Below are 16,178 nucleotides of genomic sequence, written 5' to 3'. Positions count from 1 at the left end.
AAGCATGACTTGGGCAACGAATGCATTTGTCAGGAAAGGGACGAGCAGGGCCGCGACCATCAGGATGACAACGTCGATCATTGGCGTGCGGCGTTGTCCGATCAGATGATGCGCAATCTGCCACGCAACGCCGGCCAACACCGCGATGCCGGCGCCGACCCAGGTGAGCCCACCGCTTGACACATAGATGGTCGAAACCCACCAACGTCCCCTTAGCAGGGTCGAAAACAGGCTAACCCATAGGTCGCGCAAGAGCGCTCCGAGAAGCACCGCCACCGCGGCGGCAAGAATTGTACGACGAACAGCCGATGGGCATTGGCGGATGGCAGCCCCGGCAAGAGCAGTCACGGACGCCAGCCCGGCAAGTGCTGCGATCGTCCCGGCACCCGACTGACCAAGCAGCGCGGCTGACAAAGTCGGTTGATTGAATGCCACGAACAACCCCTGGACGTTGGCGCTGCGCGCCACAAGAAGGACGGCGGCATAAGACAAGCCTGCCAGGAGGCCTGTCCCGGCACTGGCAAGCCAGCGTTCGAAAGGTTTCAGCTGCCTGTTGGATACCGCGTACCAGCCACCCGTGAAGGCGACGGCCAACAACAAAAGCTGCCCTAGCGACACTGCGTGCGCCAGCACCGAGCGGGCGCCAAATGCGCTGAACACGCCTACGCCGACTATATAGACGCCGGTAAATCCGCAAACCGCTCCTACCTTGAGCGCCAAATGCCACCAAGGCGAGCCAGATTGGCCAGGGGAAATGGACATGGAATTACATCCGTTTCACGGAGAGGCGCTCACCGAATATGCCTCTTGGTCGAAAGATCAGGATCATCACCAGCAGTCCGTATGCGATCGCATCCTTGAGCTGATAAGGAGCAGGTATCCCGAATCCGCTGAGAAGCGCCGCCGGGCCAAAGCTTTCCGACAAGCCGAGCAAAAAGCCCCCCGCCATCGCACCCGGTATGTTTCCGATACCGCCGAGCACAGCGGCGGCGAAGCCTTTGATGCCGAGCGTGAAGCCCATGAACGCGTGTATCTGCTTGAACACCAGGGCGTAGAGGACACCCGCGACACCGGCCATCGTCCCGCCAATCATAAAGGTGAGTGTCACGACCCGGTCGGAATTGATTCCCATCAGCGCCGCCGCCTCGCGATCTTCCGCCACAGCTCGCATCGATGTACCCAGCGTCGTGTGTTGCACGATGACGTGCAGGACTGCCATTGCCAGCAGGGCGGCGGCGATGACGAACAATTGCACCAACGGAATCTGCACGATTCCGAGGCTTATGGCGCCATTGAGGGCAGCTACGTCGGGATAGGCCCTTGATCCAGTTCCGAATAGCCCTCGAATTGTATACTGCAAGACGAAAGAGGCCCCGATCGCGCAGATCAATGGAGCCAGGGAACCACTCCGGCTGAAAGCGCGATAGGCGACCCGCTCGATGAGGACTGCGATGGCCGCCGAGGTCGAGGCGCCGGCGACGAGCACCCCGATGAGGCCGACGGTCGACCCGCTCTCAATGAAAGGGCCGGCGACGATCAAGCCACCGAAGGCACCGGTAGTGAACACATCGCCATGGGCGAAGTTTATCATCCGCAGCACGCCGTAGACCATTGTGTAGCCGAGCGAGACCAGCGCGTAGATGCTGCCAAGTGTCAACCCGAACACCGCAAACGACGCCCAGTCTCGAGCGCTATATTCGTTGCTCGTCAACGACCGGGTCAGGCCGGCGACAACAATAATCAGCAGCGCGATGCGAAGTCCCAGCATCACGTAATCTACCCAGGTCGAGCGCCGACGCCACTCCGACATGGCATCCGATAACCAGCTTAGAAGGTTACCCGAACGGCTCGGGCCATGGCCCGAACCGTCGACGTTTTGCCTCCTGGCGATGACTGTGTCGTCGTTCATCAGTCCACTCGTTTCGGGTTCGTCCCAAGGGAGTAGCTGGCCGCATCGCCGGATGTGAATTGCCATACCGCGTAGACCGGCGAAGCGCAGTCTCCGAGATGGTCGCAGGTCAGCTTGCCTGTGAGCCCCTCGTAGCCGGCTGTGGCGTGGATCGCCTTGTTGAGCGCATCCCGCCCAATGAAGAGTTCGCCGTCCTTCTCAACCGCCACCTTGTCGATGGCCGCCATCAACACGCCGAGGGCGTCATAGCCGTAAGCATGAAAGCCGGCGATTGGAGCCTCTCCATACTTCGACTTATAGGTCTCGACGAACTTCTGGTAAGCTGGCCCCAAAGTCTCCGGGCGGAAGTCGATGCCGACCATCTTAACATCGACCGCGGCCTTGCCGGCGGCAGTCATAAAGGCCGGAGCCATGATCGGATCGGTCGCCAACAGCTTGGTATTCTTGAGCCCGTCCACTTCCTCCCTCTGTCGAACAAGATACGCACCGGCGGCAACATAGAGCGGCGCGAAAAGGAGGTCCGGCTTTTGGGTGCCGATCCTCGTCAGAACGGGGCGAAGGTCAGTGTCGGTGGGACCGACAGCCTCCTCGGCAACGATGGTTCCACCTTGCGCCTTGAACTCTGCCTCAAAGGTGCGGACGATCTGTTGACCGTAGGTGCTGCCGTCATGCAGAGTCGCTGCTGTCTTGGCGCCCTTTAGGGCGTACGACGCCGCGAACTTGCCGGTGGCGTTATCATTGAAGGAAACTCTGACGAACCCATCGAAGTCTGGGCCACGAGCCGGGTCGGTTAGCGTTGGCGAGGTTGGGCCGACACCGACAACCGGGAACTTGTGTTGCCAGAGAATTGGCACGCCGGCTCTCGCGGCGCCGGAGCAACTGGGTCCAAGAATTGCGACAAGTTGATCGTTTGAGGCGAGGCGCGTGGCTGCGGTCTGCCCTCCTTCCGGGCTGCAGGTCTCGTCCTCGAAAGATATCTCGATCGGATGCCCTTTGTAGGTGGCACCGACGCGATCGAGGGCGATTTCGATGCCGCGGCGGGCGTCGATGCCCAGGGCGGCGTCGGCGCCGGTCAGTGCCAAAAAGCTGCCGATCATAAGCGGTTCGCCTTCGGGGATCTCAACCACGCCGTTGTCGTCTGTAACAGGTCCCTTGGTTTCAGCGCGCGCCGGCAGCGCGGTCAGCAGCGCCAGCGCAACGATGGCTGCGGGATGCTTGATCATTGCAAGTGAGGCCATTTGCCGTCTCCCATTTATGACGAGCCATGAGGGCACGCGACGGCGGGGTAAAACATTACTATCTGCAAATGTAACCTTGAACGGAATTAGAGGTGATGTAGCCAGCATCGGTGGGCTCTCGACATCGGTCGCCCGCCTCTGCGGAGGCACCTTGACGGAGAACCGGTGGGGAAGAGATCAAACATCGAGAATCCTAGATGCAACGTCGCAGATAACTCGATTTTACCGTCATGGGCAGCGTAGCACCTTGGTTGGCCGAAAGCTGGGATGACAATGTGCTGGGAGCCATCGCGTTGAACCCTGTTTAGCCTCACGTGGGAGACGGACATTGTTTTTTGCGCGCTGTCTCTGCCATCGAGCGGCATTGCGGGAAGGAGTGGTGATGAATGATTCAGTCTTTCTAGCAGACCTGACCTGGCCGGAGGCCGAATGCAGGATTGGCGCTGGCGCTCCAGTGATTTTGCCGCTCGGCGCCACGGAGCAACATGGCCACCACATGCCGCTCAATGTGGACGTTGTTATCCCGACCTTTATCGGCGAGCGCGTTGCGAGAGCCACCGGCGCACTCGTCGCACCCACCGTGCCCTACGGCAACCGCTCTCAGCCGCGTTCCGGTGGCGGGCCCGCCTTTGCCGGAACCATCAACCTCTCCGCGCACACCTTCTCCCTGGTCGTGCGCGACGTTATTGTCGAACTCCATCGCCAGAAGGTGCACCGCATAGTGGTGCTCAATGGTCACTATGAAAATGTTTGGCCGTCGATTGAAGGCATCGAGCTTGCACTCGATGCGGTCGGACGGGACGAAGGGAGTGGCCTGAGCATTCTGCGCATGGATCATTGGGAGTTCGTGCGACCACAGACAATCGACCAGATCTTTCCGAACGGCTTCCCAGGCATAGAACTCGAGCATGCGAGCGTGCTCGAGACATCGCTGATGCTTGCGATCCGCCCGAATCAGGTGGATCTCGGCCGCTCTCTGCATGACGGGCCAGCAAAGTTTCGCCCATACGACCGATTCCCAAGACCGCCGGTTGAGGTTCCGCCGTCGGGCGTTCTTTCGATGACGGAAGGGGCGTCCGCGGAAAAAGGCGAATGGCTTCTAGAGGATTGCGTCAGTCGGATGGTTGAGATCATCAAAGAAGAATTTCAGTTAGGACAGTGAGGATGGAAGGAAAATTTCATCAACCGGTTGATGCTGCCATCGTTCCGCGCTTTGCCGGGCTTGCCACCTTCATGCGATTGCCGGCGGTCGGATCAGCCGAGGGGCTGGACATCGCATTGGTCGGTATTCCATGGGACGGCGGAACAACCAACCGCGCTGGCGCCCGGCATGGGCCGCGCGAAGTGCGCAACTATTCCAGCTTGATGCGCAGCACGCACCATGTCTTCAAGACAGAGCCGTTCAAAATAGCGAATGTCGCGGATGTCGGCGATCTGGCAGTCAATCCGATCGATCTTCAAGATAGCCTCAGGCTCATCGAAAGCGGTATCGCAGAGATTGTCGCGGCTCACGCCCTACCGCTCTCTGTCGGCGGTGACCACCTTGTGACCTTGCCGGTATTGCGCGCGGTCGCCAGGAAGGAACGGATCGGGCTCATACACTTCGACGCGCATTCGGATACGAACGACACCTATTTCGGAGACAATCGTTTCACTCACGGAACGCCGTTTCGTCGCGCGATCGAAGAGGATCTGCTGGATCCCCATCGTGTCGTTCAAATCGGAATCCGCGGATCGCTGTATTCTCCCCAAGAGCACGATTGGGCGAAGGCGCAAGGCGTCCGCATAGTGTACATGGAGGAGTTCAGCAGCCGGGGCCCGGAAGCCGTGATGGCGGAGGTTCGCGACATCGTCGGGACTTCGCCGACCTATGTAACTTTTGATATCGATTCAATCGATCCTTCGATGGCGCCCGGAACGGGTACTCCGGAAATCGGCGGATTCACGACAAGGGAAGCACAGCACCTGGTACGGCAGCTCGACGGCCTGAACCTCATTGGTGCTGACGTCGTTGAGGTTGCGCCGCCCTTCGACCTTGCCGGGATGACGGCGATCGCAGGCGCCACGATCATGTTCGAATTGCTTTGTGTGCTGGCAAGACAAGTGCAGCGGAATCGCCAACCCACACGGGAGCCGACTGCCATTCGGCCGGCCGAAAGAATGGGGGGATCTGGCCAGAATTCGTGACCGATCGTGGCGAGACCATTTGGAACCCGGACGCGATAGTTGAACAGACCGAAGGCCGCTTTGTGGCCGCCTGCTCCCGTTCCGAAGCCGGTGACGCGCAGGAGGCCGTCAGGCTGCCTTGGGCCAGGAACTTCTGCAGTAAGGCGCGTCTGTCGACCAAAAAATCAAATGGAAGTGGCTGGCCATGCCATGCCGCAGAGCCGAACCTGAAGCGCATAGCCGTCGATGCCGCGATGGCTGACCTTCAGGCTAGGCGGTCGTAAGATTCACCCAGTCCCGAATAGTCTGGAACCAATTCGTACTGCCCAGTCCAGTCTACCATTTGCGTATAGACGGAGGGAACCCCGTCAATGCCGGCCTCCTCGAGTTCGCCCTCGGTTTCCCGATCTGAAATCAGAATGAAGTGCGCCCCTCGCGGATCAAGCGGGAAGGAGGCGGAGTGCCAGATGTTTCGTTCTATAAGCATGGCGGTTTCACCGTCCACCAGGAATCCCTTCATGTCCTGTGGCCGCGGTATATCGAGCGTGCTGGCGACGAAGACGACGGACACGACGGGATCGAGCGGCACGCGCAACTCGGTAATGGTAGGGTGCTTTTCAAACCGGTTGCAAACTACAGGACCGAACGGGTGACGTAACATCGTCAAGTCTGCCGTTCCTCCGAGAACAAGCGGATAGCGCCAAGTGGAATATCCCGGTCCGACGAATTGCGGGTCCTTCTTCGGCGCAGCAATTATGTGGCCGAAGGATCGAAAGTTGTCTTCTGAAACCGGTTCGATCGGAACGGAAATGCTTTTGATCATCGGGATCTCCACACTTAAGAACGACGGAATTGCCGCGGCACCTGCAAAATCACTGCTATTGCCCCCAGGAGGGCTGCGGCCGGACGCGTTCGACGGCGCGCGCTGCCGACAGAACCAGAGCCTCGTTGTGGGGCGGTGCCACAAACTGAGCGCCAACCGGTAGGCCATCCGCCGTCATCCCGCATGGCACTGAAATTGCCGGACAGGCGCCTACCAGATTGAAGATGCTTGTCAGATCGAGCGCGGCCAGCCGGCCTTGCTCGTTGCGGCCGCCGAAATCGAAATCATCCCCGCTCAAGGCCGGCGCGGGCTGCGCCATCGTCGGGCAGAGCAACACGTCGTAATTGGCAAATATGACCGCCAGCTTCTGCCATAGCTTGGCTCGGACGAAGTCGACGCGCTTGATGTGCGCCGCATTGAAGGTCCGGCCGATGTCGATCATCCTTAGCGTGAGTTGGGAGAGTTGCTCGGGTTTGCGGTCCCGAAGGTCGCCATAGTGCGCAGCCATCCAGACCATCGACGCATTGGATACCAGTTCGGCATCGTCGGCATCCATTCCCAGGTCGATCGCTTCGACACTGGCGCCGGCGGCACTCAAAGCGAAGGCAGTGGCTTCGAGAGCACTGCGGATCTCCGGATGCACCGCGCAATACCCTAGATCCATCGAGAACGCGATCCGCAAAGTTTCGGGTTGCCCTGAGATCTCGGAGTCCAGGCGAAGCGGCGGTAGATAGGAGAAAAGATCGACCGGATGGGATCCTGCGGTAGATCGCAGGAACAGCGCGGCGTCATCGACTGTTCGCGCCAATGGGCCAAAATGGCTGATGTCGTCGAACTTTGACCGAAGTGCATCGAAGGGAATCCGACCCAGGGACGGCTTCAGCCCAACGACACCGCAAAACGATGCCGGCCCGCGCACCGAGCCCAGCATGTCGCAGCCCTCGGCCAAAGGCACGCACTGCGTGGCGACGGCGACGGCAGCCCCTCCCGAAGAGCCACCGGACGTGCGGGATGGATCCCACGGATTGCGGGTGTCGCCGAACAGATCACTGCGGGTAAACCATGAACTGGCGAATTCCGGTGTTGTGGTTTTGCCGACAGGGATCGCGTCGGCCTCGCGAAGTCGCCGGACTATTACAGCGTCCTGCAGCGGTACAAAATCTTCGAACGCTCTGGAACCAAGCGTTGTCCTGATCCCGGCTGTCGGAGTAAAATCCTTGATGGCGACCGGGACGCCGGCCAACAAGCCAAGCGGCTCGCCCGCGCGTCGCCGACGATCGATATCCTGCGCCTGCTTGATCGCCTGCTCGGGCAGAACCAGGGCAAAGGCGTTAAACGTCTGGTTATGTTCGGCGATGCGGTCGAGGGATAGACGCGCAATTTCAACTGCTGAGACGGTGCCGGACTGAACGGCCGCAGCGATATTCACGGCTGACCACATGTCTGGATACTGCGTCATCTCATCTCAAATAGCTGCGGCTGGCCGCGCGAATGATTTGTCTGTGAACATTTTGCCGGGGGAGGCCCGCGTCCGAGCAAGGGGCCTTGGTTTAGATCGAACCCTCTTCGAGCGACCTCATTGCAAAGATGCCCTCCGACCCTTTTGTCTTTGGTTTGTCAGGCAGCCAATGATGCCAGACCTCTGATATAGTCGGCGCCCTTTTCAGCGATCATGATGGTAGGCCCATTGGTGTTGCCGCCAATTAGCCTCGGCATGACAGAGGCGTCGATGACGCGCAGCCCAGGCATGCCCCTGACCCGCAACTGCGGGTCGACAACGGCATTCTCATCGCTACCCATTCGGCAGGTGCCGACCGGATGATAGTGAGGAACGGATGTGCTCCCGAGATAACGGTCAAGGGAGTCGTCGTCGACGATTGCAGCACCCGGGGCGATTTCATTGCCCCTAAGTCCATCGAAGGCAGGCTGAGCATGAATCTGACGAGCTATCTTGAGGCCAGCCAGGTTCAGGGCTCGGTCTTCCGGCTCCGTCATAAAATTGTTGAGAATACGCGGGGCGTCGAAGGGATCGCCCGATCGTAGCGATACGCGCCCGCGCGACTTAGGACGCAGGACACCCCAATGTATACTGTAGCCATGAAATGCCGGGCGGTAGTTATGCTCCGCGATGGCGGCAGGGAACAGATAGAATTGCAGATCCGGCCGATCGATGCCCGGCTTGCTGCGGAGAAAGGCCTGGGCATTCATTGGAAATACCGAGAGCGGTCCACTGCGCAACGCCACCAGTTCGGCTGCGGCCGCTGCTGCCCGCAACGGGTTGAGAAGGCTGTAATAGGTGATGGGTTTAAGGCAGGAATGCTGCACCATTCCCCCGATATGTTCTTGCAGATTTTCACCCACGCCTGGCAATTCGTGCTTCACGGCCAAGCCGTGCCGGCGAATTTCATCGGCAGGCCCAATGCCGGACAACATCAGCAGATGTGGCGATTGGTAGGCTCCCGCGGACAATATGACCTCTTGCCCGCATCGGACGGTCTGCGGCAGCCCGCCACGCCTCACATATGTGATGCCGAGACACCGGCCATGCTCGATTTCGAGGCGGGTGACCTGAGCGTTGGTCTCAACGGCCAGATTCGGTCGCGGGCGCGCCGGCGCCAGATAGGCGTTGGACGACGAGCAACGGAGAGGAAATCCGTGAGTATGGGTGAATTGCGACCAGCCGAAACCGTCCTGCTCAGCACCATTATGGTCGGGATTTATGGCGTACCCCAACTGTCGGCCAGCTTCGAAGAAGGCATCAAAAAGCGGATTGCGATAGTTGCCGAAAGCGGTTTTGAGCGGGCCTGAGCCTCCCCGCAGGCCAGACTTGTCCTCGCCTTTCCAGTTTTCCGATCGCTTGAAATATGGCAGGACATCGGCAAATGACCACCCCACTGCTCCCAGGTGGGCCCACTCGTCATAGTCGCTGCGATGCCCGCGCAGGTAGATTTGCCCGTTGATTGACGACGAGCCCCCGATCACCTTGCCGCGCGGCAGGCTGATGGACAATCCGCCCATCCCGGGCTCCGGCTCGCTGCGGAACTTCCAGTCCATCTTGCTGCCAACCGTGAAGACTTCGCCGGTGGGGAGGCGGATGACCGGGTTTCGGTCTCCACCACCCGCTTCCACGAGGAGCACACGGCACTTTGGATCTTCAGACAGCCTGCCGGCCAGGACACACCCTGCGGAACCAGCGCCCACGATGATGAAGTCGTAGGAATCCTTCAGCATCTAGGTCCTCGCCTTTTTTATCAGTGAGGCGCGAAGCAGACGGTCGGCCATAATCGCAAGACAGACCATGGCTGCTCCGGCAACGATACCGCGCCCCGGATCGGCTTTGCTGAGCGACATGAGACAGTCCGCCTCGAGGCCCTTGGTTCCGATCAGGGCGGTTATGACGAGCACGCCAAACGCCATCATGATGGTCTGGTTGACTGCCAGCAGCAGGCCCGAACGGGCTACCGGCAGACGCACAAAGAACAGGCGTTGCCAGGCCGAGGCCCCGGTCATCTCCGCGACCTCAATGACCGCGCTTGGGATATTGCGCAACGCCGCGGCCGTATAACGGGCAGCCGGTGTCCAAGCGTAGGCTACGATGGCGATCAGTGCGGCGAAGTCCCCCGACCCGAGGAACATGATTATCGGAATGAGGTAAACAAAGCTGGGCAGGGTCTGGATGGTATCGATGATCCAGGTCATGACAGCGTCGAACTTGGGATAGGCCACGCATAAGATCCCCACCGGTATCCCGATCAGCAGAGCCGGTACCACGCTTGCCACGAGGAGATAGCTGGTAAGCTGCGCCTGCATCCATAAGCCGGACGTGGCAACGAACAGCATCATCAGGAGACAGGTCACGGCCAGACGCCAGCCCTGCAGGATGTATCCCGCCGCAGCAACGGCGATAACGGCGCCGAACCAGGGGATGCTGAGCGCGAAAAGCTTGGCCGGCTTGAGCAGCCAGATGAAGGCGAGTGTTTTGGTCTCCCGCAATTGGACGGACCAGTTCGCGTTCACGGTCAGCACGAGATTGTCCCACCATGAAGCCATCGAAAGGGTAGACCCCATCGGCAAACGGCCGAGCCAAGGCATCGCAAGCTGCAGCAGAAACGGAACTGTCAGCGTCGCGAGGAGTATGCTCAAGAAGCTCCCGCGCCCCAGCCATCCAGGGACTCTGGCAGCAGGTGCTGGGGACGCGGCCGCCTTGCCGAGTTGATCGAGCGCGATCGCCAGGAGCACGATCGCCGCTCCGGCCTCTATCCCCTTGCCGATTTTCAAAGACTGCAAAGCCTTGAGCACTACTGCGCCGAGGCCGTCCGCACCGATGACGCTTGCGATGATGACCGTTGCAAGTGACAGCATGATCAGCTGGTTGAGGCCTACCAGGAGTTTCTGTCGGCAAGAGGGCAGCAGGACGAGCCACATAGACTGCCGGCGGGTCGTGCCGGCCATTTCTGCTGCTTCCCGGATGGACGGTGGCACTTCTTCGAGGGCCAGTGTCACGACCCTTGCCATCGGCGGCGTCGCGTAGATCACCGTTGCGATCATTGCGCCGACTGGACCGAAGCCGAACAAATAGAGGATCGGCACCAGATAGGCGAAAACCGGAACCGTCTGCATGATATCGTAGACCGGCGTCATGACTTTCTCGAGCGCCGGGTGACGATAGACAGTTATTCCCAGAAGAGTTCCGGTAACCGTGCCAACGAGGACCGATACAAGTACTGACGCCAAGGTCAGCATGGTCGGTTGCCACAAACCAAAGAGAAGCGCGTAAAGCAATGCGCTTGCTACCAAGACGGCCAATTTCCAGCCCCCCAGCCTTGCCCCGAAGAGAGCCGCGGCGAGGACCACCGAAAGCCATGGTAGAGGCGGCAAGACAACGCCGCCGACCGTGATCCCCATGGTCAGCAGATCTTGCAGAAACCGCATGGGATAAAGAAAGATCGTCGCGAAGGCTCGGGTGAGCTGGTTGAGCTCGACACCGAATATTGCCGCGTCCTTAGCTACGTAGGTTATCGCAGCGCCTGACCACTTCATGAACGGCGGAACCAGAGCATCTGGAACCGTCGACAATGCCGCGGGCAGGCCGAGACCGAACAACGGAGCCACGCAAAGCGAGAGACCGACGGCAAGCAATGCCCGTGCGAGCAGACCTGTCGGGGAAACCACCCTGAGCCGGCTTGGAAGCTCCACGCTACGCAGAGGCGTCAAAGGGCCCGTCATGACCGACCCGGAGCGGCTCATGGGTGATTATGTGCCCGCGCGGTTCCGGAAAGCAGGACTGCAAGCACGGCGTTGCGACTGATCGCTCCAATCGCGGCGCCGTCACTGCCAAGCACTCTCACAGGATCTGTTGCGCTCAGGACAGGCCCGGCAACGTCCACGATCTTGTCGCGGGCCTGTATGGTGGGGCCAGTAAGGCCAGCAGCGGACGCCGTGTGATCCATGACCGACGCGACTGTCAGAACTTCGGCCCGGCGAACATCGCGCGTAAACGCCGCGACATAGTCGTTGGCAGGTGAAAGGACGAGTTGCTCCGGTGTCGATAGCTGGACGATCTCACCGTCTTTCATGATGGCAATCCTGTCGGCCAGCCGCATCGCCTCGCTGCAATCGTGTGTCACGAAGACAATCGATTTCCGCAATATTGTCTGCAACCGCATCACTTCGTCCTGCATCTCCCGCCGCACCAGCGGATCAAGAGCCGAGAAGGGTTCGTCCAGGAACCAGATATCAGGTTCCAGAGTGAGAGACCGGGCGATGCCGACGCGCTGCTGCTGGCCTCCGGACAGTTGGTCGGGATAGTGATCTGCCCGCCCGTCGAGACCCACCAGGGCAAGCATTTCGCGCGCCCTCTCTTCTCGACGCGCCTTTTCCACGCCCTTGATGCGCATCGGGAAGCTGACATTCTGCAGCGCGGTCATGTGCGGCAGCAGGCCGTAGCCCTGAAACACCATACCCATCTTCTCGCGCCGCACCTGCATCAAGCGGCGGGCGTCGAGTTCTCCCATCGCCAACCCATCAAAAAAAACGCTGCCGTAGGTTGGTGTCACCAGCCTCGTCATGCAGCGCAGAAGAGTAGACTTACCCGAGCCTGACAGACCCATAAGAACGAGGATCTCGCCGCGATTGACGGAAAGGCTCACGTCCCGAACTGCAGCCAAATGACGGGGCGAGGCGTAGAGTTGCGCGGCGGAGATGCCGCGCGACCGCCCCGCCTCTATCTGGTGGGCTTTTGGCCCGTAGAATTTCCAGACGTTCGCGCAGGATAAGATGTCGCCGCCTGAAACCGTCGCCGGCTCGGTCATTGAGCCCAGTCCGCCGCGACGTCCGCATGTTTGGACAGCCACTCAGCCGCCGCGTCCATGCTCTCCACGCCGTCGACATCGACTCGTCGGATTCCCCATGCCACGTCCTCGGTCTTCAACTGGAAGAGGCGAAGTATACGGGCCGCCTTGGGAAACTTGGCCTCGGACTTGACGTTCGCGACCTTCCAGACGTAGCCAGCGGGGTTGTCGCAATCCCAGATCTCGTTTGGATCTGCGCCCCAGGTCTTGTCCGCGATGCAACCCGGCTCAAAGGCCGGGAACTGCACGAACTTGCCCTCATACTCGGTGGTCATCCAGTCTGGCGAAAATCCCCAGCCGATCACCGGCTCCTTACGCTGCATCGGTCCCACCATGGCGGCATGGAGCGCAGCGGGCGTGCCGGTCGATTCCAGCGAATAGGGGAGTTTGAGCGACTTCAATCTCGCGATATTGTTGGTCGTCCAGTCCGCCGGTGCCTCGACGAAACGACCCAGAGGGGCCGTCTCGACCGTCGAAAGCGCCTTCACGCAATCGGGCTGAAGAAGTGCCTTCCAATCCGGCAGCCCCGGGCAAAGCTTTTCGACATATGTCGGGTACCACCAACCTTCTCTGACCTTGACGCCGGTCGCTCCCATATTCACGACTTCGCCCGTGGCCAACGCTGCGTCGAAGATGTCGCGACTGGTTTCCCAGATGCTTGTCGAGAAATCGAGATCGCCTGCCTCAAGGCCGACGAATTGGGCCGCGTAATCGGCCTTGACGCGCTCGACTTTAAAACCCTGCTTCTCGAGAAAAGCCCCATACACGTTGGCTATGAAATCGGCATCGGTAATGCCGGTCACGACTATCTTGATGGGACCTGACTGATCCTGGGCCGCCACCTGGCCACAGGCGAGTGCCGACACAATGGTAATCGGCACAACTATTTTCTTCCCGTAAGCTATGAGATCGCCGAGCATCGAGGTCCCCGATTTCCGTGTGAATGACCCATATTCGAGCCAAGCTACGGCGCCGGGACCCTCACACACATATCATTCTGAGGGCTTTTACATTCGTGGTTTTCAAACTTTCCCCTTCGTCGTCGGCTGGGCATATAGCCCCTAGAAGCCCGCATAATTCTCGGGGACAGAAGCCACAACTCTCAAGATTTATGCTGTTTGGTTGACGTCCACCCAAATCAACGTTGCACAATATGAATGTATCGAACCCGCGGGCGGGCCTAGCTCATTCTCATCGATAGGTACCCGCAATGCAGCGCAATTGGAACCTTGTCAAAACCGACGACTCAAGCTTTGACGCCGGTATCGGCTTCCGAGCCGCCGTCGGGCTTATCTGCCTTTCGGTCGATCGCGCCAGCGTTGCCGATCTACGCAATTGGCTCTCCTTCGTAGAGGGCGTCGAGATGCTGGTGACGCGGGTACCAATGGACAAGGTGGCCGACGCTGCCTCGCTCGCGGCCATGGGCGATCACCTGACAAAGGCAGCCCAACTGCTGGCATCCAGCGGACGCCTCGATGCCGTGGCATTTTCGTGCACATCCGGTACCGCCGCGATCGGCATAGAGCGGGTCCATGAGGCATCTATCGGCTGCCCAGCCGGGCATCCCGGTCGTGACGCCTATCGAGGCCGCAGCCAAAGGGCTCAAGGCGTTGGAGGCGCGGCGGATTTCGATACTCGCGCCCTACCATCAAGAAGCCGCCGACCTGGTCGCGGATCACCTCGTCGCCAAAGGCTTTGCGCTCGACCGCTGTTCGACATTCGACCTTGATGGCGACCAGCAAATGAACCGCCTGTCGCCTGCATCGCTGAAGGCCGCGGCGCGGGACGCGATCCACCCGCAAAGCGACGCTCTGTTCATTTCCTGTACCGGCCTAAGGACTGCAGGCATCGTCGGCGAACTTGAGGCGGCGCTGGGCGTTCCTGTCGTTACCAGCAACCAGGCAACCGCCTGGGATGCGCTTTCTAACGCGAGGGTTGGGAACCTCTCCAGGGGAGAAGGCCGTCTGTTCGGTCAGGCACACTCAGCCAAAGTCAGCGGATGATGAATGTGCCGATCAGGGCGGGCGGGACTATCGAGGCGTTTGAGCCGGTCGGCTTGCTTTGCCGCGTTATCGCTTCGAGCTGCCTCATCGAACGATTTCGTCAGGCCTTTGTTGGCGAAGCGCAAATGCCGTGAGGTGCTGGCGTCGTTCGCCGCCTGACCTCTATTGAAGCCCGTGGAGAAGCGTGAAATGGTCGACGAGCCTCTCACTATCAAGCTTGATCATCGCCGCCTGAAACAGTTCATGGTGGATCTCATGGTGGGCGCAGGGGCATCGCTTCCCAACGCGGAGTGCGCTGCCGACATTCACGTCGAGGCCGACCTCAGAGGGGTTGGAGGCCAAGGGCTGGACTATCTGCCTTACACGCTTGCCAGCTTGGAGCGTAGCCTTATCGACGGGCATGCCGAGCCCGAGATCGTGCATCGCTCTCCGGCAGCCGCGGTGATCGACGGGCGTCGCGGGCCTGGACAGGTCGCGGCAGTAGCGGCCGTTGGACTGGCAGCTGAACTCGCTGCCGCGGCCGGGTCAGCCACCGTCGCGGTGCGCAACTCCACGGACATCTTTATGATCGGGTATTACGCTGAACTGCTCGCGAGATCAGGCAATGTCGGAATCGTCATGACTTCCGGTCCGCCGCTCGTTCACCCTCACGGCGGAACCGAACGTCTGTTGAGCACCAATCCCATCGCGTTCGGGTTTCCGACTTCCGGACCTGATCCCTATGTGTTCGATATGGCAACGAGCGCGGTTGCAAGTTGGCGTGTCCGACAGGCGGCCTATGAGGGTGTTGAATTGCCTGCAGGAAGCGGTCGGGGGCCGGACGGGGCGCCAACCACCGACCCGGTTCTCATTCGTCAAGGGGCGATCAGCCCACTCTGCGGCCACAAGGGTTTTGGGCTCGCGCTCAGTCTCGGATTATTGTGCGGACCGCTCACCGATAGCGGGATCGGCCCTGAGCTAGCAGGTTGGCAAGCTAGCGGCGAGACACACACCCAAGGGCATCTGTTTATCGCGATCAACCTTCAGGCCTTTGGTTCAACCGCCAGGATTTCATCGCGGGCTACGTGGTACCTTGATCTGCTCCGGAGTTCCGCGCGGGCGCCAGATATGGATGGAATCCGCATTCCAGGTGAAAGGGCCTTCCAAAGGAGGCGCCAGCAACTCGGATCCAGCGTGGAGGTCCTCGCAGCAAGTTGGACAAATTTGCGTCCCTTCGCCGACAAATACGGCATCGAGGTTCCTGCTGAATTCCATGGAATCTGAGCAAACAGCCAGACGCAGTGGAATGCAGATGGCTTGCTGTTTTCGCACAGCGTGCGATCGGCGAATTGGGTAGCTTGGCATCTTGAATCGACTTCGTCCGCCTTCCCGATGATTGTCGGGCGGTTTAAGACTATCGGTCAGTGATCCATGGCCTTGACGATTTCCTCGGTCATCTTCTTGGCGTCGCCGAGCAGCATCATGGTGCCGTCCTTGTAGAACAGCGTGTTGTCGATGCCGGCATAGCCTGAGCCGAGCGAGCGCTTGACGAAGAGGCAGGTGCGGGCCTTGTCGACGTCGAGGATCGGCATGCCGTAGATCGGCGAGGACTTGTCGTCGCGCGCGGACGGGTTGGTGACGTCGTTGGCGCCGATGACATAGGCGACGTCGGCCTGCGCGAATTCGGAGTTGATGTCCTCCAGTTCGAAC

At 60.1% G+C, this 16,178-nt stretch carries 13 protein-coding genes and 1 pseudogene; 4 read left to right on the top strand and 10 right to left on the bottom strand.

From position 1 onward, the window contains the following. From EOA24_RS08190 to EOA24_RS08180, 3 genes and pseudogenes are all read right to left on the bottom strand, one after another. Positions 1 to 762: pseudogene (locus EOA24_RS08190) on the bottom strand (hypothetical protein); the annotation flags it as partial. Between the two features lie 4 nt (positions 763 to 766). Continuing rightward, positions 767 to 1,909, bottom strand: a complete 1,143-nt coding sequence (locus tag EOA24_RS08185) for a branched-chain amino acid ABC transporter permease (protein WP_245501775.1) — start codon at positions 1,907 to 1,909, stop codon at positions 767 to 769. Continuing rightward, positions 1,909 to 3,147 (bottom strand): branched-chain amino acid ABC transporter substrate-binding protein, encoded by a 1,239-nt coding sequence (locus EOA24_RS08180; protein WP_245501774.1) that lies wholly within the window; start codon positions 3,145 to 3,147, stop codon positions 1,909 to 1,911. The genes EOA24_RS08185 and EOA24_RS08180 overlap by 1 nt, the downstream gene beginning before the upstream one ends. A gap of 382 nt (positions 3,148 to 3,529) precedes the next feature. Here EOA24_RS08180 and EOA24_RS08175 point away from each other — a divergent pair, with 382 nt between their 5' ends. Both EOA24_RS08175 and speB read left to right on the top strand, forming a co-directional pair. After that, complete coding sequence (locus EOA24_RS08175) at positions 3,530 to 4,309, top strand: creatininase (protein ID WP_126079575.1); 780 nt, start codon at positions 3,530 to 3,532, stop codon at positions 4,307 to 4,309. A gap of 2 nt (positions 4,310 to 4,311) precedes the next feature. Continuing rightward, a complete protein-coding gene (speB, locus tag EOA24_RS08170) occupies positions 4,312 to 5,334 on the top strand; it encodes an agmatinase (protein ID WP_126079576.1) in 1,023 nt (340 codons plus the stop codon). 244 nt (positions 5,335 to 5,578) lie between these two features. Here speB and EOA24_RS08165 read toward each other — a convergent pair whose 3' ends face one another. The 6 genes from EOA24_RS08165 to EOA24_RS08140 all read right to left on the bottom strand — a co-directional run bounded on the left by EOA24_RS08165 (position 5,579) and on the right by EOA24_RS08140 (position 13,406). After that, complete coding sequence (locus EOA24_RS08165; protein ID WP_189343284.1) at positions 5,579 to 6,136, bottom strand: ureidoglycolate lyase; 558 nt, start codon at positions 6,134 to 6,136, stop codon at positions 5,579 to 5,581. 55 nt (positions 6,137 to 6,191) lie between these two features. Beyond that, on the bottom strand, positions 6,192 to 7,595 hold the full coding sequence (locus tag EOA24_RS08160) for an amidase (protein WP_127409718.1): 1,404 nt from the start codon (positions 7,593 to 7,595) through the stop codon (positions 6,192 to 6,194). Positions 7,596 to 7,753: 158 nt separating this feature from the next. Further along, a complete protein-coding gene (locus EOA24_RS08155; protein ID WP_127409717.1) occupies positions 7,754 to 9,367 on the bottom strand; it encodes a GMC family oxidoreductase N-terminal domain-containing protein in 1,614 nt (537 codons plus the stop codon). Then, positions 9,368 to 11,239, bottom strand: coding sequence for an ABC transporter permease subunit (locus EOA24_RS08150; RefSeq protein ID WP_189353880.1), 1,872 nt, complete (start codon positions 11,237 to 11,239; stop codon positions 9,368 to 9,370). It lies immediately after the preceding gene. Positions 11,240 to 11,379: 140 nt separating this feature from the next. After that, on the bottom strand, positions 11,380 to 12,447 hold the full coding sequence (locus EOA24_RS08145; RefSeq protein WP_127409715.1) for a betaine/proline/choline family ABC transporter ATP-binding protein: 1,068 nt from the start codon (positions 12,445 to 12,447) through the stop codon (positions 11,380 to 11,382). Continuing rightward, positions 12,444 to 13,406 carry an ABC transporter substrate-binding protein gene (locus EOA24_RS08140; protein WP_127409714.1) on the bottom strand — a complete coding sequence of 321 codons (963 nt, stop codon included), beginning with the start codon at positions 13,404 to 13,406 and terminating at the stop codon, positions 12,444 to 12,446. The genes EOA24_RS08145 and EOA24_RS08140 overlap by 4 nt, the downstream gene beginning before the upstream one ends. Positions 13,407 to 14,018: 612 nt before the next feature. On the opposite strand from EOA24_RS08140, the gene EOA24_RS08135 reads away from it, so the two are divergent. Both EOA24_RS08135 and EOA24_RS08130 read left to right on the top strand, forming a co-directional pair. Then, positions 14,019 to 14,489 (top strand): aspartate/glutamate racemase family protein, encoded by a 471-nt coding sequence (locus EOA24_RS08135; protein ID WP_127409713.1) that lies wholly within the window; start codon positions 14,019 to 14,021, stop codon positions 14,487 to 14,489. A gap of 189 nt (positions 14,490 to 14,678) precedes the next feature. After that, positions 14,679 to 15,752: an Ldh family oxidoreductase gene (locus EOA24_RS08130; RefSeq protein WP_127409712.1), complete on the top strand. Its 1,074-nt coding sequence runs from the start codon at positions 14,679 to 14,681 to the stop codon at positions 15,750 to 15,752. 137 nt (positions 15,753 to 15,889) lie between these two features. Here the strand turns inward: EOA24_RS08130 and EOA24_RS08125 are convergent. Beyond that, a partial coding sequence (locus tag EOA24_RS08125; protein ID WP_145992529.1) for an NAD(P)(+) transhydrogenase (Re/Si-specific) subunit beta occupies positions 15,890 to 16,178 on the bottom strand: 289 nt, incomplete at its 5' end.

It is taken from the genome of Mesorhizobium sp. M2A.F.Ca.ET.039.01.1.1 (assembly GCF_003998035.1).
In the GTDB taxonomy this organism is placed as follows: Bacteria; Pseudomonadota; Alphaproteobacteria; order Rhizobiales; family Rhizobiaceae; genus Mesorhizobium.
This window is presented reverse-complemented; position numbering and strand designations above follow the sequence as displayed.